This is a genomic window from Peribacillus sp. FSL E2-0218, assembly GCF_037992945.1.
GTDB classification, from domain to species: Bacteria; Bacillota; Bacilli; order Bacillales; family DSM-1321; genus Peribacillus; species Peribacillus simplex_B.
This window is the reverse complement of the sequence record NZ_CP150304.1, coordinates 2062884-2084592: the sequence shown is the minus strand read 5'-3', so window position 1 is coordinate 2084592 and position 21709 is coordinate 2062884. Positions and strand designations below refer to the sequence as shown.

The 21709-nt window shown below is 40.4% G+C and carries 26 protein-coding genes; 8 read left to right on the top strand and 18 right to left on the bottom strand.

Annotated elements, in window-relative coordinates; genetic code table 11:
- Positions 1 to 128: 128 nt before the first annotated feature.
- Positions 129 to 302 carry an aspartyl-phosphate phosphatase Spo0E family protein gene (locus MHI53_RS10105; RefSeq protein WP_081092349.1) on the top strand — a complete coding sequence of 58 codons (174 nt, stop codon included), beginning with the start codon at positions 129 to 131 and terminating at the stop codon, positions 300 to 302.
- A gap of 191 nt (positions 303 to 493) precedes the next feature.
- Here MHI53_RS10105 and MHI53_RS10100 read toward each other — a convergent pair whose 3' ends face one another.
- Positions 494 to 883, bottom strand: a complete 390-nt coding sequence (locus MHI53_RS10100; RefSeq protein WP_340373375.1) for a DUF4183 domain-containing protein — start codon at positions 881 to 883, stop codon at positions 494 to 496.
- Between the two features lie 128 nt (positions 884 to 1011).
- On the opposite strand from MHI53_RS10100, the gene MHI53_RS10095 reads away from it, so the two are divergent.
- The 3 genes from MHI53_RS10095 to MHI53_RS10085 all read left to right on the top strand — a co-directional run bounded on the left by MHI53_RS10095 (position 1012) and on the right by MHI53_RS10085 (position 2891).
- Positions 1012 to 1371, top strand: coding sequence for a DUF4183 domain-containing protein (locus MHI53_RS10095; RefSeq protein WP_081092350.1), 360 nt, complete (start codon positions 1012 to 1014; stop codon positions 1369 to 1371).
- Between the two features lie 133 nt (positions 1372 to 1504).
- A complete protein-coding gene (locus tag MHI53_RS10090) occupies positions 1505 to 2251 on the top strand; it encodes a polysaccharide deacetylase family protein (RefSeq protein ID WP_340373670.1) in 747 nt (248 codons plus the stop codon).
- A 241-nt stretch (positions 2252 to 2492) separates the two neighbouring features.
- Complete coding sequence (locus tag MHI53_RS10085) at positions 2493 to 2891, top strand: DoxX family protein (protein ID WP_340373374.1); 399 nt, start codon at positions 2493 to 2495, stop codon at positions 2889 to 2891.
- A 570-nt stretch (positions 2892 to 3461) separates the two neighbouring features.
- Here the strand turns inward: MHI53_RS10085 and MHI53_RS10080 are convergent.
- The 5 genes from MHI53_RS10080 to thrC form a co-directional block, all read right to left on the bottom strand.
- Positions 3462 to 4586 (bottom strand): NADH-dependent flavin oxidoreductase, encoded by a 1125-nt coding sequence (locus tag MHI53_RS10080; RefSeq protein WP_340373373.1) that lies wholly within the window; start codon positions 4584 to 4586, stop codon positions 3462 to 3464.
- Between the two features lie 65 nt (positions 4587 to 4651).
- Positions 4652 to 4966: a thioredoxin gene (trxA, locus tag MHI53_RS10075; RefSeq protein WP_340373372.1), complete on the bottom strand. Its 315-nt coding sequence runs from the start codon at positions 4964 to 4966 to the stop codon at positions 4652 to 4654.
- 47 nt (positions 4967 to 5013) lie between these two features.
- Positions 5014 to 5400, bottom strand: coding sequence for an IDEAL domain-containing protein (locus MHI53_RS10070; protein WP_061141697.1), 387 nt, complete (start codon positions 5398 to 5400; stop codon positions 5014 to 5016).
- Between the two features lie 86 nt (positions 5401 to 5486).
- The gene (locus MHI53_RS10065; RefSeq protein ID WP_340373371.1) at positions 5487 to 5912 is read right to left on the bottom strand and encodes an Rrf2 family transcriptional regulator; all 426 of its coding nucleotides are present in this window, start codon (positions 5910 to 5912) and stop codon (positions 5487 to 5489) included.
- A 653-nt stretch (positions 5913 to 6565) separates the two neighbouring features.
- Positions 6566 to 7831 carry a threonine synthase gene (gene thrC / locus MHI53_RS10060; RefSeq protein WP_061141847.1) on the bottom strand — a complete coding sequence of 422 codons (1266 nt, stop codon included), beginning with the start codon at positions 7829 to 7831 and terminating at the stop codon, positions 6566 to 6568.
- A 157-nt stretch (positions 7832 to 7988) separates the two neighbouring features.
- On the opposite strand from thrC, the gene MHI53_RS10055 reads away from it, so the two are divergent.
- Positions 7989 to 8876 carry a LysR family transcriptional regulator gene (locus MHI53_RS10055; RefSeq protein ID WP_061141699.1) on the top strand — a complete coding sequence of 296 codons (888 nt, stop codon included), beginning with the start codon at positions 7989 to 7991 and terminating at the stop codon, positions 8874 to 8876.
- 244 nt (positions 8877 to 9120) lie between these two features.
- Here the strand turns inward: MHI53_RS10055 and MHI53_RS10050 are convergent, their stop codons facing one another.
- From MHI53_RS10050 to MHI53_RS10020, 7 genes are all read right to left on the bottom strand, one after another.
- Positions 9121 to 9522, bottom strand: a complete 402-nt coding sequence (locus tag MHI53_RS10050; RefSeq protein ID WP_061141700.1) for an RDD family protein — start codon at positions 9520 to 9522, stop codon at positions 9121 to 9123.
- Positions 9523 to 9912: 390 nt separating this feature from the next.
- Entirely contained in the window at positions 9913 to 10128 is a 216-nt protein-coding gene (locus MHI53_RS10045; protein WP_034312934.1) for a YneF family protein, read from the bottom strand.
- A gap of 84 nt (positions 10129 to 10212) precedes the next feature.
- The gene (gene sirA / locus MHI53_RS10040) at positions 10213 to 10653 is read right to left on the bottom strand and encodes a sporulation inhibitor of replication protein SirA (RefSeq protein ID WP_061141701.1); all 441 of its coding nucleotides are present in this window, start codon (positions 10651 to 10653) and stop codon (positions 10213 to 10215) included.
- A 272-nt stretch (positions 10654 to 10925) separates the two neighbouring features.
- Complete coding sequence (gene tkt, locus MHI53_RS10035; RefSeq protein WP_340373370.1) at positions 10926 to 12929, bottom strand: transketolase; 2004 nt, start codon at positions 12927 to 12929, stop codon at positions 10926 to 10928.
- Between the two features lie 236 nt (positions 12930 to 13165).
- Positions 13166 to 13399, bottom strand: coding sequence for a DUF896 domain-containing protein (locus MHI53_RS10030; RefSeq protein WP_061141703.1), 234 nt, complete (start codon positions 13397 to 13399; stop codon positions 13166 to 13168).
- 64 nt (positions 13400 to 13463) lie between these two features.
- Complete coding sequence (locus tag MHI53_RS10025) at positions 13464 to 14120, bottom strand: recombinase family protein (RefSeq protein WP_061141704.1); 657 nt, start codon at positions 14118 to 14120, stop codon at positions 13464 to 13466.
- 12 nt (positions 14121 to 14132) lie between these two features.
- On the bottom strand, positions 14133 to 14444 hold the full coding sequence (locus MHI53_RS10020; protein ID WP_061141705.1) for a LysM peptidoglycan-binding domain-containing protein: 312 nt from the start codon (positions 14442 to 14444) through the stop codon (positions 14133 to 14135).
- 156 nt (positions 14445 to 14600) lie between these two features.
- Here MHI53_RS10020 and lexA point away from each other — a divergent pair, with 156 nt between their 5' ends.
- On the top strand, positions 14601 to 15224 hold the full coding sequence (gene lexA / locus MHI53_RS10015) for a transcriptional repressor LexA (RefSeq protein ID WP_061141706.1): 624 nt from the start codon (positions 14601 to 14603) through the stop codon (positions 15222 to 15224).
- Between the two features lie 179 nt (positions 15225 to 15403).
- Here the strand turns inward: lexA and MHI53_RS10010 are convergent, their stop codons facing one another.
- Positions 15404 to 16018, bottom strand: a complete 615-nt coding sequence (locus MHI53_RS10010; RefSeq protein ID WP_061141707.1) for a glucosaminidase domain-containing protein — start codon at positions 16016 to 16018, stop codon at positions 15404 to 15406.
- Positions 16019 to 16239: 221 nt separating this feature from the next.
- Here MHI53_RS10010 and MHI53_RS10005 point away from each other — a divergent pair, with 221 nt between their 5' ends.
- Positions 16240 to 16527 carry a hypothetical protein gene (locus MHI53_RS10005; protein WP_061141708.1) on the top strand — a complete coding sequence of 96 codons (288 nt, stop codon included), beginning with the start codon at positions 16240 to 16242 and terminating at the stop codon, positions 16525 to 16527.
- Between the two features lie 150 nt (positions 16528 to 16677).
- On the opposite strand, the gene MHI53_RS10000 is transcribed toward MHI53_RS10005, so the two are convergent.
- The 3 genes from MHI53_RS10000 to MHI53_RS09990 form a co-directional block, all read right to left on the bottom strand.
- Positions 16678 to 18270: a hypothetical protein gene (locus MHI53_RS10000; protein ID WP_340373369.1), complete on the bottom strand. Its 1593-nt coding sequence runs from the start codon at positions 18268 to 18270 to the stop codon at positions 16678 to 16680.
- Between the two features lie 628 nt (positions 18271 to 18898).
- Entirely contained in the window at positions 18899 to 19078 is a 180-nt protein-coding gene (locus MHI53_RS09995; protein ID WP_061141709.1) for a hypothetical protein, read from the bottom strand.
- Between the two features lie 139 nt (positions 19079 to 19217).
- Positions 19218 to 19442, bottom strand: coding sequence for a helix-turn-helix transcriptional regulator (locus tag MHI53_RS09990; protein ID WP_057913529.1), 225 nt, complete (start codon positions 19440 to 19442; stop codon positions 19218 to 19220).
- Between the two features lie 133 nt (positions 19443 to 19575).
- On the opposite strand from MHI53_RS09990, the gene MHI53_RS09985 reads away from it, so the two are divergent.
- The gene (locus MHI53_RS09985; RefSeq protein WP_340373368.1) at positions 19576 to 20214 is read left to right on the top strand and encodes an XRE family transcriptional regulator; all 639 of its coding nucleotides are present in this window, start codon (positions 19576 to 19578) and stop codon (positions 20212 to 20214) included.
- Between the two features lie 637 nt (positions 20215 to 20851).
- Here the strand turns inward: MHI53_RS09985 and MHI53_RS09980 are convergent.
- Complete coding sequence (locus tag MHI53_RS09980) at positions 20852 to 21541, bottom strand: N-acetylmuramoyl-L-alanine amidase (protein WP_340373367.1); 690 nt, start codon at positions 21539 to 21541, stop codon at positions 20852 to 20854.
- Positions 21542 to 21709: the final 168 nt, after the last annotated feature.

Sequence of the window (21709 nt, the reverse complement as noted above, 5' to 3'; positions counted from 1 at the left end):
TCAATAAGATGAACACATATTTGAATTCATTGGTCCAAGCCGATATAATTGTTATATTCATACAGATTTTACAACCAGCTCACATTAAAGGGTACCTTATAAAATGCTAGGGCCAGAAAGGAAATATAATGGCTAAACAGAATGAATTCCTTGAACAAATCGAATTAAAGCGGAATGAATTGATAAAAGTCGTCGCTGAAGATGGTTTGAACTCAACTATTGCCGTGGAGTACAGCCAGCAGCTTGATCGATTACTGAATAAATATGATGAACTCTTTTATAAAACCGGTGCAGGTTTTTAATCGTTAGTATCGTGGATTTTACCCAGGGTAATCTCCAGCCGTATTCTCTCCTGTCAGTATCAGTATATGCTTCCTTTCCCGGAAGAACTCCTTTATTCATTCTTTCTCCTGATGAAATTCCTCCATAAAAACAGGCAGCACGTTCGGCGCTGCCTGTTTTCTTATTTTAACTTAAAGAAGGTCAGATGGATTTACGTTACAATATCGACATCCGAGGTAGGTGCGTAGTTTGTCACGACAAGAACGACAGGTGACCCTGCCAAAATGGATGAACCATCAGGAATGGTCAGCACGAGGCTGCCGACACCAGTAGCACCTGGAGTGTATGTGGATATATCCTCCATTTGCAGCACACCATTAATAAACACTTCAAATGAGCTGTTTTCAGCAGTCAATACAGGAAGCACTGTAGCCGCACCGCCAGTGTCCGTCCAAAAGCTTGCAGGATCGATCGTCAGTTCAGTTGGACCTTCCAATGCTGCAGGCACCTCATAAAATAAACGGGTGATCAATGGATTTACACTAATCAGCGAGGTAGCCTCAATGGCTAATTTCATGATCTTTAACGGCAATATATTCACCTCTCTTCTCTATAAGCTATGACTTCAAGGACGGAAGTGTATAGACAAATTCCAAAAATGGTCCTCACGATAATCGGTATTTTATATAAAATATATAGGAGATAAGAAAAAGGGGAGAATTTAAGAAAATGGACAATAAATATTGCCGTTTTATCAATGAGGATGAAGAAATCCCTAAACCTTTGTTGTTTTTCCCTGCATGCTCTTTCACGGAAGTTCGCACGAAAATCCCAAAACGTATCGTTGCATATGAATTTTATGCCGTCGCAAATGGATGCCAACGGGTTTTTGTTGAAGAAGATGGGATATCGGACATTGAAAAACAGGTCATACCAGATCCAGCAACAGTATCTTATATCAATTTATTCATAAATGGCGTCCTGCAACCTCATGATAATTACACCGTTGAAACCGGAAAGCTTACATTGAATACCGCAGATGCCCCAATTAAAGGAACACCCATCATATTGCAAATGTTCATTATCTAAAAGGGAATGATCTCTTTGTAACCTCAATGTCATTGAAGTTAATGCTTTATTTACCCACCACCGGCTAAATAAAATGGAACTCCATATACTAACTCATATACACACAAGTACAGGGGGGACTATTTTGAAGACCATGATGATGACTTTCTCCGTTTTCTTTCTTCTTTTCTTCTGTAAAGCGAACCATATTGACGCCTTAACATCCAGCCGAGCGGTATACGAAAAAACTGGAAACGTTATTTGGGATGGAAAAACCAATGAAAAAATTGTCGCAATCACTTTTGATGATGGTCCACACCCTTCCTATACCCCTCAAATCCTGGATATATTGGCTAAATATAATGCCAAAGCCACGTTCTTTGTTTCAGGCAATAAAGTGAAAAGCAATCCTGGCATCCTCAAAAGAGAAATCAAAGAAGGACATGAAATTGCGAACCATACGTATCATCACTATTACGACAAAAATATGACAGCTGAAGTATTATCTTCCGAATTGGACAAAACCGATAAAGTGATTTGGGATATTGCCAAATACAAACCGACATTATACCGGCCTGTAGGTGGACTTCATAACGATATAATCATTAATACCGCAGTAAAAAAAGGATTCAAGGTTGTTTTATGGTCCTGGCATCAAGATCCCCAAGACTGGAAACGGCCGGCACCGAATAAAATATCCTCCCACATCATACATTCGTTACGGGCTGGTGACATCATTCTCCTCCACGATTGGAGCGATCGTCCCCAAACGGTAATGGCTCTGGAACCGACCTTGGATTATCTATATAAAAACGGCTATAAGTGCGTGACCGTATCTGATCTATTATTTCGTTCCAGTCAAAGCTCACCCGGTTTTTTCCAAACATTCCCTGTCGAATGAGCGTTTATGCAATGTTTCGCCGTTAGGTAACTAGCAAAGAAATGATGTGATTGCTTTTTCCCTAACGGACAGCATCGCCATCTTGTTAACATTTTGCATGTATAAAATAAATGAATTTGACAAATCACATACAATCATTTATTCTTAATTCGAGATAATTTAATTCGAGATATTTTTTACGCTTCACTATCTCGAATTAAAGATATTTAACTAACATAGAAAAATTTAGGAGGAATCATAAATGATAGGTTTAGGTTTATTACTAATACGATTGGTTATTGGTCTATCGTTCGTTGGTCATGGCGCGCAAAAATTGTTTGGCTGGTTTGGCGGTCATGGATTAAAAGGAACTGGAGGCTGGTTTGACTCGATCGGCATGAAGCCGGGAGTTACGATGGCCCTGTTTGCGGGTCTTTCGGAGCTTATTGGCGGTGCATTATTCGCTGTAGGTCTGCTTACACCTCTAGCTGGGATATTGATAGCCGCTACCATGCTTGCTGCGATTGTTAAGGTTCACGGAGCAAATGGCTATTGGGCAACCCAGAACGGATATGAATACAACCTTGCCATCCTCGCAGTTGCGATTGGTGTCGCTTTAACTGGAGCTGGCCCTTACTCACTTGATTCCATTCTTTTTTAAGCTATGTACCATTGTGAAAAACACGGAGTCGGATATATCCACTCCGTGTTTTTTTCTGCTACTAAACATAGTCATACTTCTCAAACAACGATCATTTAATTCAAAAATGCCTGTAAAACTGCAAATTCGAGGCGCTGTTCCTTCCTATTTACGATTATATAGCGTTTTCATGATCACCTCATCCCGCATTGCCCCTTTTTCATTATTAAAATTGGCTGTTTTCGCATATTTTGCTGCAAATCACCAAGTAATGCGGTGCGGTTGATTTCTGCTTCATTCATTGCGAAAAGAGCCTTAACATTTTGCCAGAACTGTCATGGTGGGAATACCGCCATAACTATGCAAAGCGTATGAACAAGAGAAAGATAAAGGTACTAATGCAGGAAAGGTCTTCTGTACACAATTATTTACGAGTCCTATCCAACATTAAAAAAACCGCGGATAAAGGACACTTTTCATGTGTGTCCCATATCCGCGGTTTCACTCAATTATGCGTGAATTCTTTTCCTTAAAAGTCATTCAACTACAATCTCATCTATGGTTCATTGTATATTCCATGGAGGCGTCGGCCTATTCAATCCCTGGAAACCACCCTGGAGAATGGATGATGGCTTGCCATAATGGATCAGGGATATCTAATTGCTGTTGATGATTTTTGTTTATTTTTGTGATGATTTCTGTTTCTCTTCCTTGCTCCACTTTTTGTACCCATTCCGGATCGATGATCAATTCACGGCCCAAGGCAAGCAGCGGAACGCCTGATTGCAGTGCATTGATCGCATCATCTGCCGTGTAGATCGAACCGACGCCGATGACAGGAACTTGACCTCCGACACGTTCTTTAATGACTTCGATCCGTGCTCGGTCAGCATCTGCTCCCCTTCTTGCTTTTGACCAGAATTCCATTAATGAAACATGAAGATAATCCAAATTCTTACTCGCAAGTCCATCAATTAATGCAAGTGTGTCGTCCATCGTGATTCCCGGTGTTTCAGGCTCCTCTGGTGAAAAGCGATATCCTACGATGAACGGTGCTTTGGCATGGTTTGCCACGGCTTTTTGGACTTCATCCACCACCGCTAACGGAAAACTCAGGCGCCTTTCAAGTGATCCTCCCCACTTGTCTTCGCGACGGTTCGAATGTGGGGAAAAGAATTGCTGAATCAGGTAACCATTGGCACCGTGAATTTCGACACCATCATATCCAGCTTCTATGGCACGTCGAGTGGTTTCACCAAAATCGAGAATGATCGATTCGATTTCCTTTTCGGTCAGTGGACGCGGAACCGTTTTCCCTTCGCCAACTGATGGGATATCACCTGCGCTTACAACATCGCCATTAGGCACTAATTCCGGTGGAACCTCGCGGCCGCCATGAAAAATCTGGAGGATTGCTTTTGCACCTTTCGCTTTTATCGCCGAAGCTAAACGACTTAGGCTAGGAATCATTTCGTCCGTATCACCGCCAAACTCCCCATGAAATCCTTTGCCATTTGCCGTCACATACGTACAAGCCGTTATCACCATGCCCACCCCGCTTGACCGGCGCTCATAATAGCTTATTTCTTCATCGGATACGGTCCCGTCAGGATTCGAAGAGAAATTGGTCATCGGTGCCATCACCAGACGATTTTTCACTTCCACCCCTTTCCCTATATTGAATGATTCAAATAATGGTGTATATTTAGAATTCATTTGACAGTCCTCCATTTATAAGTAAGTTACCAACAACCGAATAAGTAACGATTGTCATTGAATGATCACGCATGCTTAGCGATTAACGCCGAAATTGCTTCTTTAGGTTGCAGGCCCACTGCCTGATCGACCTTTTCTCCATCTTTGAAAAGAATAAGTGCTGGTATTCCCATTATCCCGTATTGTTGTGTCGTCGCTGTATTTTCATCAACATTGAGTTTAACGATTTTAACCTGTTCACCCATTTCATCGTCCAAATCGTTAAGGACTGGTGCAATCATTTTACACGGACCGCACCATGGGGCCCAAAAATCAACCAGCACTAACCCCTCGTTAATTTCAACAGCAAAATTTGCATCTGTAACATGCTCGATAGCCATGATCATTTCCTCCTCGTTTTATCCGTTATAAACACCATTTTAAGACCTCATTTATTAAAATCAAGATTCGCGATTCGATTTTCCTCCATAAGGAAATCGGATTTCTCAGCCTTTAATTTGGGATGTATCTTAACCGATTCCAATTTACCTGATAACTCCATAAACCAAGTCTCATCTTTGGAAAGTAACGCTAAATCAATTAATGCCAATAGATGGCTTTCGTTACTAATTTCTAAATCGGGCAGCTTTTGAGTCCATTTACTTGGGATCCAAATCGATTTACCAACCGCCTTTTCATTATCACTTTCCACTACATTCACTTTAATGATATCTTGATTTCGGCCTATGGTTTCGATGAACCCATGAATGAGTTCCCCCTCCCTCGACCTTCCTTGTACCCAATCACCGTTTTCAAATGGTCTATTTCCTGCCATATCGAAACACCTCTTTTATATTCATTTTAAGAAAAACCCTTAACTGTAAAAATAAAAGATACAGTAAGGATAAAAGAAAAAACTAATCAATATCGAGGACATTGCTTAATTTTTTCCAAAAACGTGCTAAGTGTAATATTTTCTAAATACTTTTCAAAATATAGCTCGGCTTCATCGAATATTTGATCCATGACCACCTGGGTATTGGAAGAAATGACACACTTTTTCTCCGGATCACCCGTACACCATTTCGGTTTCAATGTCCCATGTGAGACGGTTATATAAATATCCCCTAAACTTACCTCTTCAGGATTACATTCGAGAATATATCCTCCGCCAACACCTTCTTTAGTCTTGACATACCCTTTATTCCGTAAGCAGCTCATCACTTTCCTAATTCTTGCCGAGTTCGTACAAACGTTTTCTGCAATAGACTCACTACTTGCCATATGATCTGGCAAATAAGCCAAATAAACCAAACTATGCACAGCTATTGTAAAATCACTATTCACTTTTGGCATCCTCCTCAAGGAGATTACTGTAATTTTAATCATTACAGTTGCTAAAGTCAACTCTCACCACTTTATGATCATGTCATTCATTTTGCCACACTCAAGAAATGGATCGGTAAAAAACGTCAAATGATACCCCATGCTTGTCGGAGATGGCTTTGATTACATAGTGAGGTAAGGTCATTCCCAATAAAAGAATAACCTGTTCCAATTGTGGACAATATCGAGTCTTTGAAAAAACAGATAACAGAGGAAGAGTAAAGTATTGAAGAAAGTGCAACCAGCAAACTGGACGAGGTGAAAAGCCAATGACTAAACGGCTTACCGAAATCAAAAGCTATTTACAATAATTGGTTATCCAGAGAAATATTTAATGTTCGAAGCGAACAAGGCGTGGTCCAACTTGCCAAAGGACCAACGCCTTATCATTCATACATGAAAAGGATATTCAGGTGATATGTTTCGAACAGGTCCTAATTACACCAGAACCGATCATATCTACTAATTCAAACTATAAACGATTCCAAAAACGACTCAGTCACCGAGCTCCGTTTGAATTTCGTTTTTTGATCACTGCCCTGTCTTTTAATGTTTGTCTTCTTGTCGGGGATAACCCCAATTCCCTAGGTTTCATTACGAATAAAATAAGGTTTCTATACTATATACTTTTTAATAGTGTCATATGTCAAACTAGTCGGTTGCCATTCATTTTTAAAGGTTGAATGATTACTTTCTCCAAAATGATACTCATTCAGGGCATCTGTATCCTTTAAGATATTTCCCGTTAAGATACAGAGTGCTGACTCCTCTTTGTCAATCACCTGCTGAGACACTAATTTTCGTAGTCCAGCAACAGTAGCTGCCGAAGCAGGTTCACACCCAATGCCACTTTTATCAATTATAGCTTTTGCGTCAAGAATTTCATCATCTGTTACGGAAATGGTCGTCCCATTTGTTTGTCTTAAAGAAAGCATGGCTTTTTTCCAACTAGGTGGATTTCCGATATTCAATGCAGAAGCTCTAGTATATGGCCGAGGTTCAGGAATAAGTTCACTCTTATTTTGAGCTATCATTTTATGGAATGGGCTGGCACCTTCAGCTTGTACAATTGCTACTCTTGGCACCTTGTCTATAAACCCGAGTGAAAATAAATCCTGTAATCCTTTACCTAATGCAGTTGCGTTACTTAAAGCTCCACCAGGTACTACAATCCACTCAGGTAAATTCCAGTTTAAATAGTGGGCAATTTCATAAATAATACTTTTTTGTCCTTCTATCCGAAAGGGATTAATGGAATTGCATACGTATAAACCAAGATCACTAGCATTCTCCTCTAAAAACTGAATTCCGTCATCATAAGTACCCGAAATACTAAAAACATGTGCACCGTACGCTATTGTCTGTAATACTTTATTAATCGATATATCTTTATTTGGGACGAAAACATAAGAATTTGCATGAGCGATTGAGGCATACATAGCTAAGGAAGAGGATGTATTTCCTGTTGAGGTGCAAGTGAAGTTTTTAAAACCCAAGGATTTCCCATGAGAAACCGCAACCGTCATACCATTGTCTTTAAATGAACCACTAGGATTTTCACTTTGCGCTTTTAAAGAAACTTGACTCAATCCCGTATATTTCCTAATCAACTCAGAAGAGTATAATCCTGTGTTTCCTTCATATTTGGTAATAATGCAGTCTTCAGGTAACTCAGGAAAAATTAATTCTTTGTATCTCCATACCCCACTTGCGTATGGTGTCATTCTTTCAGAAAGGCGTTCATTGAATAAATGCTTCAAAAAGTCAGCATCATAGTTGTGAAAATCTTGGACAATATCTAAAAGTCCGCCACATGTACAATGGTGGTTTAAATTATTGGAAGACATTCCTTGACCACAGTCGATACATATTAATTTCATTTTATTAGGGACATACAAGCTGCCCTCTCACCTCTTTACTTAGAAATTTTCTTGAGTTGGAACTTTTATAGTCTTATAATAACGGAAGAAAACCAATACATATAATATATCTTTTTATGGTATTCATACGTTTCATTTATGATTATAGAGGTGAATAATGAACCTACATGCATTACGACTATTTCATACTGTCGCTGAAAAGGGAAATGTTACTCGTGCGGCTGAAGAGCTGAATATAAGTCAGCCTGCTGTAACGGCACAAATTAAAAAATTAGAACAAGAAATCGGGTTAAATTTATTGTCTCCTAAGGGTAGAGGCATCTTATTAACCCAAGCTGGCCTTCAACTTGCTAAACAAGCTAAAAGATTATTTTCCCTTGAAGCCGAAATAGACTCTTATATTAATCAACTCAAAAATGGAGCAGTTGGAAAGCTACGTATTGTCGCAACATATCTTCCAGCAAATTTTTTATTACCAAAATGGATAGGGCGATACAAACAAAGATACCCTGAGGTAGAGGTAGAATTAACAACAACTAATTCTCGTAGTGCAATCGATCAGTTAATTAATTATGAAGCAGAAATTGCTTTCATAGGTGGAAGAAAAGAGTTTAATCCATTCATTCATAGTAAGGAATTACTTGAAGATAAAATGGTATTTGTCGTGCATAAAGATCATAAGTTTGCCTCAAAACATATTACATTGGCTGAAATGGCAAGAGAACCTTTTGTGTTTCGAGAAGAAGGGAGTTCCTCAAGGGAAAAGTTGGTTTCTTTATGTAAAATCCATCATGTAAATGAACCAATCGTTGGCTTACAAATTAATGGATTGAATGAAACAATCAGAACAGTGATTGAAGGTTATGGAGTTACCTTTGTTTCATCTCTAGAAGTTAACGAATATATTACCCGTGGAGAAGTAGGCACAGTATATGTAGATGAAATTCAATTAAAAAATCCCATCTCATTATGTACAAGAAAAAAAGATACACTTGCCGAAACTGCGCTTAATTTCATACAAATGATTGAAAAAGATGAAAATTAACCGAGGAGGCGCGCAGCCTCGAACAGAATTGTCATTTTCAACATTCAGCATTCTAAATATTGAGTTTAGATAGATTGAAAAAATGCATCTTTCCAACAGATATCGGTATTTGCTCCAAGAGCATTTTCAAAAGAAATAGTACGAGACCCGAAAACGGATGTTGATAAAATTAAAAGACCTGAGTAGGGTAGCTTACCGAACTCAGGTCTTTTAATTTTATGTAGCTTATACCGCTCATTTTTTATTAAGGTTTCTCCGATGTCACATATGTACCAGCAATGAAATCATGAATCGACCGATGATCCTTTCTTATACCGACCATGAATGCGCTAATAATAAAACCTATCCCAATTGTAAGGATATAGACTATACCTGCAACGAATGTTCTTAACAGCATCGTGCCTATACCTAATTTCCTGCCATCGACCCGTACGATACGGATGCCCATGAACCTTTTCCCGACTGTATAGCCATACCAGACTATCGGGACGATCAGCATGTATAGCAAGTCCAATATTGTTGAGAAATCTTCATTTTCCCAATCACCGGTTATCCAACCAAAAATCAATGTTAAAGGCAAAGATATTATTAGTGCGTCGAGAATTCCTGCGAAAAATCGTTTCCAAAAACCTACTGAATCGTTCATCAATGATCCTCCTGTTAGCAGTTGTAGTAGTTACAATTAACTATTTTACCAGATATGAGCTATTGTAACGAGCCTTTTTACATATTCACCAACCATAATCCAAACATTTGCGATATTATTACCCTGACTTGCAGATCCTTTGACTCCGTTTGCATGGAAAGGCCGGTCAGAACCCCTTGCTATGTAACGGAACAAGACCACTCAAAGACTTCTTCTGCAATACAAAAAAACCCTCTCTCTGGCTCATTCATGCAGAGAGGGGGTTTCGGATCTGTAATTGAAAGATAAAGCAAAAACAATGGAAATTTATGATGAAAGATTCACTCTTCAAAGTAGTTTATGATTTGCTTATCTTATAATTGCCATTAATCAATGGATGAACCCTTGAGTTTATTTTGTTTGTTGTTTATTCATGGCGCTCATCATTTGATTAATTTTCTTTTGGGATGGTTTCATACCCATTTGCATCATCATCATTTTCAGCATCTGTTCGTTAATTGGCGGATTTTTCTTTAAGTAATCCATCATGTATTTACGAGCGATGAAAAATCCCAGCACTACTCCAGCAATCAATGCCAGTACGCCAACTAGAATGTAAACCCACATACTATTTCCTCCTTCGTGTTGTCTAACATCAGTGTACTAGACCAAAGGTTATTATACAATACCCGCTGCCGAAAAGTCCCCCATTTAGACAAATTTTCTTTCTTTTATCGGTTTTAACCAGCCGTATTTTTCGTGTTCAAAATCTATGGCGAGAAAACTCGCCTCATATTTTCGAATACATTCAAAAAAGGCAGTCTCCGCTTCGTAATCTCCATCAGCTTTTAGTGTAATGGATTCATTCTCGATAATTAAAACGGCTTTACTTGATCCATTTGTTTTTTCTAGATAGTATTTGCCATTTTGCGTCCAAAAATTCATCTTTCTTTGCAAGCGGTGCTCGATGGCCAACTTCAATTGGATGGTCGGGACTGTCTTGGTGACAAATTCGATTTGTTTTTGCAAAATACTCTTCAGTCGGCCCCGTGCATGAATATATTCCAAAAACAAATTGAAAAATAGCTTTTCTCGACCGTAATAATGATGGGCAAATTCATCTTCGATTAAAAAAATTTGATAGGTTCTCATCAGCCAATGCCTCCTAGCATTCCTATTTTGGTCACACGGACAACACAACACCAAACCCTTCCATTTTTTACTATCTATGATGACTTTCCCCTATAATTGACATAATTAAACGAAAATTAATTATTCTCATTATATATTGACAAACGGACGGTATATGTTGTTTGTTGGAGAAATTTTCTTCTTTTTTTGTCGAATCGAAGAATTCCCCCTTACAATAAGAAATTCCAATAAAAAACTGACACCAAACTAGTTGGCGTCAGTTCCATTTACGATTAATTTAACAATTCTTTAACACGGGCCACTACATTATCGACTGTGAACCCAAACTCTTCCATGATCTTGTTTCCAGGTGCAGACGCTCCAAAGTGATTGATGGCCAAGATTTCACCTTCATCACCTGTATAGCGATCCCAGCCAAACGGTGAAGCCACTTCAATGGCTAGACGTTTTTTCACAGCCGGATTGATGACACTCTGTTTATACTCTTTCGATTGCGTTTCGAATCGATCCCATGAAGGCATGCTGACTACAGAGACATCAATGCCTTCTGCCGCTAAAGCTTGCTGTGCTTCCACAGCCAAGTTCACTTCGCTGCCTGTCGCAAGAAGCAAAGCATCAGCTTCTTCTTTTTTCGAGTCGGAGATGATATAAGCTCCTTTTGAAACACCTTCATAAGCATTTTTATCCGTGTCCTTAATTGTCGGTAATCCTTGACGAGTAAGTACAAGGGCAGTTGGTTTATTTGTAGACTCCATAGCCACTTTCCAAGCCGCTGCCGTTTCATTCCCATCTGCTGGACGGATAACACCTAGGTTCGGCATCGCCCGTAATGAAGCCAATTGTTCGATTGGCTCATGGGTCGGACCATCTTCCCCTACAGCAATGCTGTCATGTGTGAATACATACGTTACAGGTAAACCCATCAGTGCTGCCATTCTTATGGCTGGGCGCAAGTAGTCAGAGAAAACGAAGAAAGTCCCCCCGTATACTTTAAGTCCGCCATGGAGAGTCATCCCATTCAATGCAGCTCCCATTGCGAATTCACGTACACCAAACCATATATTACGGCCACTGTAATTACCCGGTAATAAATCCGTCTCACCTTTGATGGCCGTGTTATTCGAGCCGGCTAAATCTGCCGATCCACCTATGAAGCTAGGCACCCTTTTGGCAATCGCATTTAAAACTTCTCCGCTTGAAGCACGGGAAGCCAATGTTTTTCCTTCTTCATAAACCGGTACTTCCTGATCCCATTCAGCAGGCAGCTCACCTTTGATGGCCAGTTCCAATTGTCCGGCTAATTCAGGATGTGCTTCTTTGTAATTCTTGAACAGTTCGTTCCAAGCTTCTTCTTTTTTCGATCCAGCTTCAACACAAGCTTGATTGAAATGTGAATACACTTCCTCAGGAACATGGAAATCTTCCTCGAACGTCCATTTATATGCTTCCTTAGTCAGCTTCAGCTCATCTGAACCAAGCGGAGCGCCATGAACTGCTGACTTACCTGAACGGTTTGGTGAACCGTAGCCGATAACTGTTTTCACTTCTATTAATGTTGGACGATTTTCATCCGTTTTCGCTTCTTCAATCGCTTTAGCAATTTCTTCCAGATCATTCCCATCCTCAACTCGGATATATTGCCAGTTATAGGATTTGAAACGTTCTGCTACACTTTCACTGAATGACTGACTTAAGTCTCCATCAAGGGAGATATCATTGGAGTCATATAAAACAACAAGTCTTCCAAGTTGGAGATGCCCAGCTAATGATGCCGCTTCAGCAGAAACACCCTCCATTAAATCTCCATCTCCGCAAATGCTATATGTATGATGATCGACCACATTATAAGAATCACGGTTATAGCTTTCTGCCAAGTGTCGTTCGGCCATTGCCATTCCAACTGCCATCGCGATCCCTTGTCCTAACGGTCCTGTAGTCGCATCTACGCCTGCAGTATGTCCGAATTCAGGATGGCCTGGAGTTTTACTGCCCCATTGACGGAACCCTTTTAAATCATCAATGGTCAAGCCATACCCAGACAAGTGCAGGAGGCTATACAACAGCATCGATCCATGTCCTGCTGAAAGAACGAAACGATCTCTATTGAACCACTCTGGATTTTTCGGGTTATGATTCATATATTCAGTCCATAGTTTATACGCCATTGGCGCTGCACCCATAGGCATCCCTGGATGGCCAGAATTAGCCTTTTCAATTGCATCAATCGATAAAGTACGAATGGTATTGATAGAAAGTGCATCTAATTTATCTAACATATAGTAAAACATCCCTTCCTGTAATGTACCTCTTTATATTATAGTGACCCGCTAAATATCACAACTAAAATCACTATTCGATACCCAATATTATACATCCTTTAGCCAAAATTAAAGAATTCCCCTATTTAGATTAAACTAAATAGGAGAATACATACATGAATGCACTCTCTTTTAAGGATTACTGTCCAAAAGAAGCTTAAAAATAGAGAGTTCCCGTCAGGAAAGTCCCAGCATTAATGTAAGTTTCTTTTCTCTTTAATATCTTTAATTTTCTGTGGAGTGACGTCATTACCTTCAGGATCGACCACTTTCACGTGTTCTAACGTATCGGACATCGATCGCCTGAATGTTTCTAAATACTCGCTTCTTAATAGCGTTTGCTCTTTCGCTTCCATTTCCGTCAAGCCGACTTCCTTAGCCTTTTTGGAAAGTTCATTAATGCGGGCCAATTTTTCTTTTGATAGCATAATTTCGCTCCTTCATATCTGCTGATATTGTCATGGTATTAAAAAAGAAGCGAAATTACAAGTTCTATGATTGACTTTCCTCTGTATTTTGCTGATGCTCAAGATAACGGCGGTTCACGGTAGCCTTGGATACTTTATAGCCAAACCCCCTTAAGGTGGCTGCAATTTCTGCAAACGTCAATCCGTTCGCACGAAGTTTAATGATTTCTTCTACAGGAATTTCCTTGCGGTCCCTTCCGGTTGCATTCCTTTGGTTATGCAGGTTTTTTTGAGGGCGGTAGCCTTTTTCGACAGCCCTTAACATCCCGCGTTTTATTTTCAAATTATGTAGCTTCCTTTGATATTCCTCCACAATCCCGACTATTTGGATGACCATGGCATCTGAATCCGATAGCTCAAGTTCCCCATCATGCGAAAGTGTGTAAATTTTCACGCCTTCTTTAAGGATGACATGGAAAAGCGCGATTTTGGCATTGCCTCTTCCAAGCCGTGTCTCGTCCTGGATTAATAGGACTTCAGCTTCCTTGGTTTTAAAAAGCTCCAGCATATCAAAAATCCCGTCACGGTTTAGCTCATACCCGCTCGCCTGCTCTTTTATTACCGCAACCACGTCCACATCCATCTTCCCGGCCAACTTGACTAGTTCATCTTCCTGCCTTGCCAATGATGTTTCCTGTGTCTCTTTTTCCGTGCTGACCCTACAATAGATAACTGCCTTCATAATACCCTACCTTCACTGCTGACTGGCCAAATTCTGAACGAGCTTTTCCCCTTTTACAGGTATCACGATTACTTGTCCGGGTTTAATCGAATCCCCACTGATACCATTATGCTCTTCTATCCAACCAATGAATTCTTTTTTTGTCAAATCAGCTTCTTCATATTCTTCGGCGATTTCCCATAAGGTATCGCCTTCGCTTACTTCTATAGAAAGGAAATCCTTTTTTTGATCATCGTTTATTGTGCAAGAGAATAAAATTGAAAATATAAATACTGAACCGGCTAATAGAATCGTATAAATATAATTTTTGTATAATTTTTTCATGAATAATCCCTCCGACACGAATGTTCGTTCGCATTTTATATTTAAATTATAATAAGAACACCTGTTTCAGTCAACAACAAAATTCGAACTTATGTTTGTATAGGATTGGCCTCCATGCTATAATGAAGCAAAGAACATTGGGGAAGAGGTGCACATATGACTAAACTATCAAAACGGCAGCAAGATATTCTTGATTTCATTAAAGAAGAAGTTCGCCTGAAAGGGTATCCGCCATCCGTAAGGGAAATCGGCGAAGCAGTTGGGCTTGCATCAAGCTCGACCGTACACGGACATTTATCCCGCCTGGAAAGCAAAGGACTGATTAGACGTGATCCAACCAAACCGAGGGCCATTGAAATCCTGAATTTGGAGGATGCTAACAATATTCCGAAAGCCAATGTCGTGAACGTTCCATTACTTGGTAAAGTTACAGCCGGCATGCCGATAACGGCAATTGAAAACATAGAGGAATACTTTCCGCTTCCCGAAAGCATGGTACCGCATGATGATCATGTATTCATGCTTGAAATCATGGGGGAAAGTATGATCGAGGCAGGAATTCATGACGGTGATTATGTCATCGTGAAGCAACAGAGCAGTGCCAATAATGGAGATATCGTCGTGGCGATGACTGAAGATGATGAAGCCACAGTAAAACGATTCTTTAAGGAACCGGATTACATAAGGCTGCAGCCAGAGAACTCGAATATGGAGCCCATCATTCTGCGGGATGTATCCATACTCGGAAAAGTGATAGGCTTATATAGGCAAATACACTAAAAGCGCTAACCGCGCTTTTTTTGTTTGTCTCTTAATTTATGTAGAGAACTCTCTCATTATGCGTAGGGATTTTTTGATAGGATTATTTTTTACTAGAAAAGAACACATTTCCCTTCCACTATGCAATCGGCAGACAAAAAAAAGAAAGCAAGTGCATAGCACTCCCTCCCGATTAACGTTCATTTCACTCTTAATCTTTGGTTCACTTTGATTAAGTTTAGATCGGCCAGCCCGTTCCATTGCTGAATCTGAACTTGCGTTGAACCATATGCCTTGGCAAGCGCAGAAACGGTATCCCCTTTTATCACGATATGATAGACCTCACCCACCATGGAGTCAAACTTGGTTAAATCGCTCGTTTCTATAAGGTTCACCAGTTTTTCAATATACTTCGGGTCTGTGGCGTAGCCTGCATCGTATATTGCCTTGAGGGCTTTTTTAAAATCCTTTTCACCGATGACGGCCGTATATAAATTTCTATTCCACGAAGTCCCGAATGCATACAGATTGGCAAGATCGCGAAGACTTTCCTCCCATGTCGGGTACTTTCTGAATTTATTCCTTACTTGGACAGGTGCTCCGTTAACATATTCGATTGTTTGCATAATGATAGATTCGCCTTTATAGTCACCTTTCGTACCGAATATATTTTTTGCTTGCTTGGCTAAAGTGCTTGTCCCATATCCACTCTCCAAACATGCTTGGGCTATTATGACGGAAGGTAAAATTTTAAACTCTTCATGAATTCTCAGGGCATAGGGTGCAATTTCATTTATAAACGTTTCCTTGCTCATTCCGACCTCCCGATAAGATTCTCCAGTAGATTAATGCATGCCTTCACTCATATCGTATTCAGAGGGATAAGAAAGGTTACAGGTCGTCCAACCAATTGGGTATCTAGTTGGACTCGCCTGCAAGATTAGAGCCAAATCATCAGCAATATTACGATAGTATATTTTGTTTATACATGGTAAAAAATAAGCTTGAAGAATTTCTTACTTAAGGTGGTGCACTGATGGACTTTCCAACTATCCATACAAACTTTTGGGATGCTGTGATAGCGATACCTATCATCATGATCGTCACGCAGGTCGTCAAGATCATGTTCCATATCCCATCCAAATTCATCCCTACCATCGTATTAGGTCTCGGTTTATTCATTTCCATTTTCATCAGTCATCGACAACATTTGGTTGCAGGCATTTTCATGGGCTGGTTTTATGGATATGCAAGCATTGGCAATTATGCCGCCCTCAAAACTGGTATATTATCCTATCGATCATCCAAACAAAAGACGGAGTGAATATGTTTAGTATCGAGGAGGCTCGCCTTCATTCCATTCGCCATAGGCTTGCTCACTCGTAGGTACTTGATGTCTTTTTCCTCTCCCGCCCGCCTTTTTTCAAAATAAAAAATGCCTTCTATAAGAAAAGGCATCTTCCAAGCATCCACGCTATTTTTCAATATAGATCGAACGAATCAGGGTACGTATTCGTTCAGTACCATCCGCCCCTTTTTCCTTAACATCGATCGTTACATTATATACACCGGATTTAGGCACCTCCGGAAGTGTTCCAGTAAAATTTTCATTGTCCTTTATATGCATGGAGGTTGTTGGGCTGATCTCCTTCCCGAATTCATCGATTAGATGAACCTTAAAGGTTGTGAGTACTTGCTCCTTTTTACCATTGAGCGGTTTCTTTATGAAAAATTCGGCATCCTTTTGTTTAACTTTTCCAGGCATGCTCAATGTAATCGGATCACGTTCGTTAAATTGTGCCGTTAATAAGTATGCGTCCAAAGGGGACTTCGTTTTCATCCGCACCCGCCATGTACCCATTTCCAGCTTGCTTTTTTTAAATGTTTGGATGGCTGCTCCCTTAAAAAAGGAAGTCTCATTTTTTGCGGAGTGTGCTATGGGTGAAAGGGAGTGCCTTTCATTAGACGGAGATACGACTTGGATTTCCACATCTTTTGAGGCTGTGTATATGGTAATAACACCTGGTACCGCTTCATCTACATGGAAACTATGTTCATTCCAAGCATTTTGTTGCAGATCGCCTCCGAAAACGGTTTGAGAGAGTGCAGAAGTGATGGGCTCATCCTCTCCTTGCAGGTTATGTTGGATATCCATATCAGGAACGAATGCAATCGAAGTCCTTCTTAAATACGGTTCAATTCTTGAAAATACGGCAGCCCCCATGCGAATGTTATCGTGATCCAGGTTTGAATCGGTAAATAAATGTTTCGCGTAAGGGATTTTGCTGCTCCAGACATTCACAAGCCCATCGTTTTCTCCATAGGAGGACAAGTACTCTCCTCCAAGTGATAAAGCAGTCAACGCTGGTCCTCTATTCATTCCAGCAACGGTGAAATACATGTTTTTCCGGGAGTTTATATGGTTATCTGTTACAGAACGAAATTCCGCCATTTTCCCAACCTGTAAAGAATATGTTCCATCATCTTTTTGCCCCAGCAGTGAGCCTAGCCAGCCTGCATACCAGCTATATGCCAAATCAGCGAGGTTCGATCCATGGTGAGGGGATGCTAAGGTGATGACCCTGCCGACATATTGGTGTGCTCCATAGTGCACAAGGGCCGCTTGGGTGTCCGGGCCCCCTTTGCTATGTGCTATGATATTTACTTTTTCACCATCGAAATGTTTGCTTATATCCTTTAGCATGGAAGCTAACAGCCTGCCATTGTCGTATTGACTAGCGGAACCGTTTCCGGCTGAATCATGAAGCTGTACGAAAACGGTTTGATAGCCCGCTTCATATGCTTTGGTATACATATCATTGACCCCGTGATAATCCGTTTCACCATACCAGCTGGTAGAACTGCCATTCTTTCCTTGAACAAATACAATCGGCGGTTTATTTTTGTCATGGTTGGGAGGAGTGCCCCCCAAAAACCAATCGCCAGGGGTGAATGTTTCAGAGGGTGGTTTTAATTTTCCAGCAGAGGTCATGTCCGGCTTTGCCATAATCAAGAATGTTACGATGAGGATAAGAAAAACGACATAATTGATGACATTGCTTTTCAATTGAGTTCTCCTCCTAATTCCTTTGCTTTTTTTTAAAAATACACTACAGACAATACCCCCTTTACCAATTTGCCCTTTCTTTAAATAGTATTTGTACGTTCGCCACGCATTACCTGCCATCTCCATAAAAGATGGGAAAAAGATACTAGGCCGAAACCATTGTCGTAGTGATAAAGCACGATGCTTATCTCTCGAATTTCAAGGATCTTCCACAATCGTAATAACCTATACTTGGTGCTTCGAGTAACAGGTCCATTAATGTAACCGAAACAGGGCATTTTTTATGGATAGGAGTCGCTCAAAAACGAGGAAAAACCCTTCTCCTAAAAAGTGGAGAGGGCTTGACCATCATTAAGCATGCTAACTGCCAATTCCTTCGAATGTGCCACTGTCCATGTACCTCTAGTCTTGGTATTTTCAATAAGCCAGTCACCATGAAATAAGCCGTCAGTAAAAGTTTTCACAATAAATGGCTTTCATCGATGGGATACTACTTAAAGTCTTTTATCTTTCCATTGATGTGCTTTCATCTGAGGATGGTTGATGAGAATTCTGTTAAAGCAAGCTGAAATACTTGGATACCTTCTTCTACGCTACAAATCCCCCTTCACTTCTTCAATATTTCACACTAATGACAGGTAATTTGGTTTAAGTGATAAGCTCGTCCATTGTATAATTTGAACACTCCATCATGTTGGATAATATCTGAAACGACTTCCCCGCCAACTTCGTTTCCAATTGCAACGGTACTAACAACAAATCCATCAATGACTTCAATGGATTCAATTTCTCTTTCCAGTTGTTTCACCTGCCTCCCTTCCTCCGTACGAAACGCCGTAACTATGGATTTTTGTACTCCATCGATACGTTAGGGGTGCTCATGATTAGATTGCCCATTGCCGGCTTGCCCTCTCTTTCGTCAAAAAGCACAGTTCTCCCTTGTCTCTTCAACTACATTTGAAGTGTACATCCGGGTCAAAAAAAATGATGTCATCGATTGAAAAACCTACACATTCAGCGAACATATACGCTTTATCGACCCTTAAAGGAATCTTATATTGTTCATAGTCAATGTATGTCCTCTTGGCCATCCTTAGCACTTTCGCCATTTCATCTTGGGTTAAACCTTTATACTTCCTAGCTTGCTTTAGTGTGAATTTAACCTGTGTCATATCTTGCCACCTCCTTTATAAAAAATGATATCACACTTGAAGTATAGTTACCATCAATTTTTTGTAAAATTCGCGCACTATGAGTTTACTCACTTTCACCCATGGTGTATATTCAAATGAGAGGTGAAGAAAAATGCACATTGGGGAACGGATAAAATTACTTAGAAAAGAAAGAAAAATGACTCAAGAAGATTTGGCAAAGATATTAAAGGTCGCCCCGACGGCAGTTTCCGCCTGGGAGTCGGGCCGCAATAAACCTTTGATGGATAAGTTGAGCATGATGTCCACTTGCTTTGACATACCGCTTTCTCACCTCGTTGACGGAACACCGATCGTTAAAAAGGATTCTTCCATTGAATTTTTGAACGAAAAGAATGTTAGATTAATTGGTGTATATGGAAATATCCCTGCTGGAGAGCCTAATTTCACGAACGAATATATAGAAGCCTATATGCCTACATTGAATTCGATGCTAAAAAACAACAAAGACTATTTTTTTCTCCGAGTAAAAGGAAACAGCATGAACAAAGAATTCAGCGACGGCTCCTTGATTCTTGTTGAAAAAACAAGCTACCTTGAGGACGGGAATATAGGTGTAGTCTTGGTAAATGGTCATGAAGCTACAGTCAAGCATGTGAGAATTGCAGCAGAAACAATCACGCTCATTCCTTGCAGTACTGATCCTTTTTATGAGAAAAAAACCTATCATTTCAAAAACGATCAAGTCAATATTCTAGGAAAAGTGGTTCAGGCCATCAAATTATACGATTGATATCATTTCGTTCATTTCCGTCCAATTGACTAAGTACAAACCTTATACGGGTTTGTACTTTTTTATTTCCGGTACATATATAGATGTCTTCGTAAAAATAGGCCTACCTTACATCAGTTTCAGCATTGTAAAAATAATAATAGGACGGAAGAGCGCCGGAAAACTTTGTAGCCACCTATTCTCTGACAAGCAAATTAACCGGAGACAGGTGAAAATCCTTAAGGGAGCATGTCCTCCCCTACCCTATGCTTCGAAAGGAGAGTGGGTTTGAAACCGTCAGAGGCATTTATCAAGAACATTGAAAACCATTCTTCATTATGGAGGATGGATTTCAATGCTCTCCTCTTCTCCCCTCGCAATCCAAACCCTTTCAAAACTTCGGGGTTGTCTTGATCCTGCCTTCGCATTACTCCAGCTTGGATTGGCATTGGTGCGGGCGGCGCGAGACTGAATTCCGGCCCCACTGCTATACAGCTTCTTGGTTTCTGCAGTCGAAAGCAACGTTCACTGGGCAAAACAAAAACCGCAGGCAAACTCCCTTACCATCCGAGTTTGTCCGCAGTTTGAGCCTCCTGCTTAAGAGGCATACTCTATTTGAGGTTAACATTCCTCTTATCCTATAATCATAACGGCAAATTCATTTCACTCTTACTTTCTGGTTTACGACAATGGTGTACTGGCTGTCAAGGTCGTTCCACTCTTTGATTTTTTGGACGGTACTGCCATAAGCCAGGCTTAAAGAGTAAACGGTGTCGCCGCTAACAACCGTATGATATACCGCTGTATCTTTTTTCTTAAGCTTGAAGCATTTCACAAGGCCGTTTACATGCCCGCGAGCAAGGGATTCGATAAATGATGCCGTTTTTAACTTGGCTGCATCATTGACATTATCGACAAAACCACTTTCGGTTAGAATTGCTGGCATGTCCGTTTCACGAAGTACATGTAAATCCCCTGTTTTTTGTCCCCTATCCGGAATGTCGATCAGCTTCATGACCTCTGTATGAATGGTATCTTGATACGTTTTCGTCTCGCTGCTCGTTGACGTATAGATATAATCCTCATATCCAGTGCCGCCGCCAGCATTGATATGGATGGCAAGGTAGAAGTCGGCTCCCCAAGCGTTCGCTTGATTGGTCCGATCGCTTAAAGAGGGAAATGTATCCGATGTCCTGCTCATCTTTACAAAAACGTTCGTATATTCAATCAACAAGATGTCCTTAATTCGCGTCGCGATGGATAAGGTTAAGTCTTTTTCCTTCAAGCCATTTCCTACAGATCCTGGATCGCTACCGCCGTGTCCGGGGTCAATAAATATTTTTACCATTTCAATCACCTCTATTAATCTTATGTACCGGCTTGATAAATGCTTGTACACGTATACTAACAGCAAAAAAAAATCTCTAGTTCAAGAAATGTTTGATATTTCGACACGGCCCCTCAGCTCATGCAGCTGATGCCTTCTCCCCGCCGGATTTATTTAAAATTGTACCTT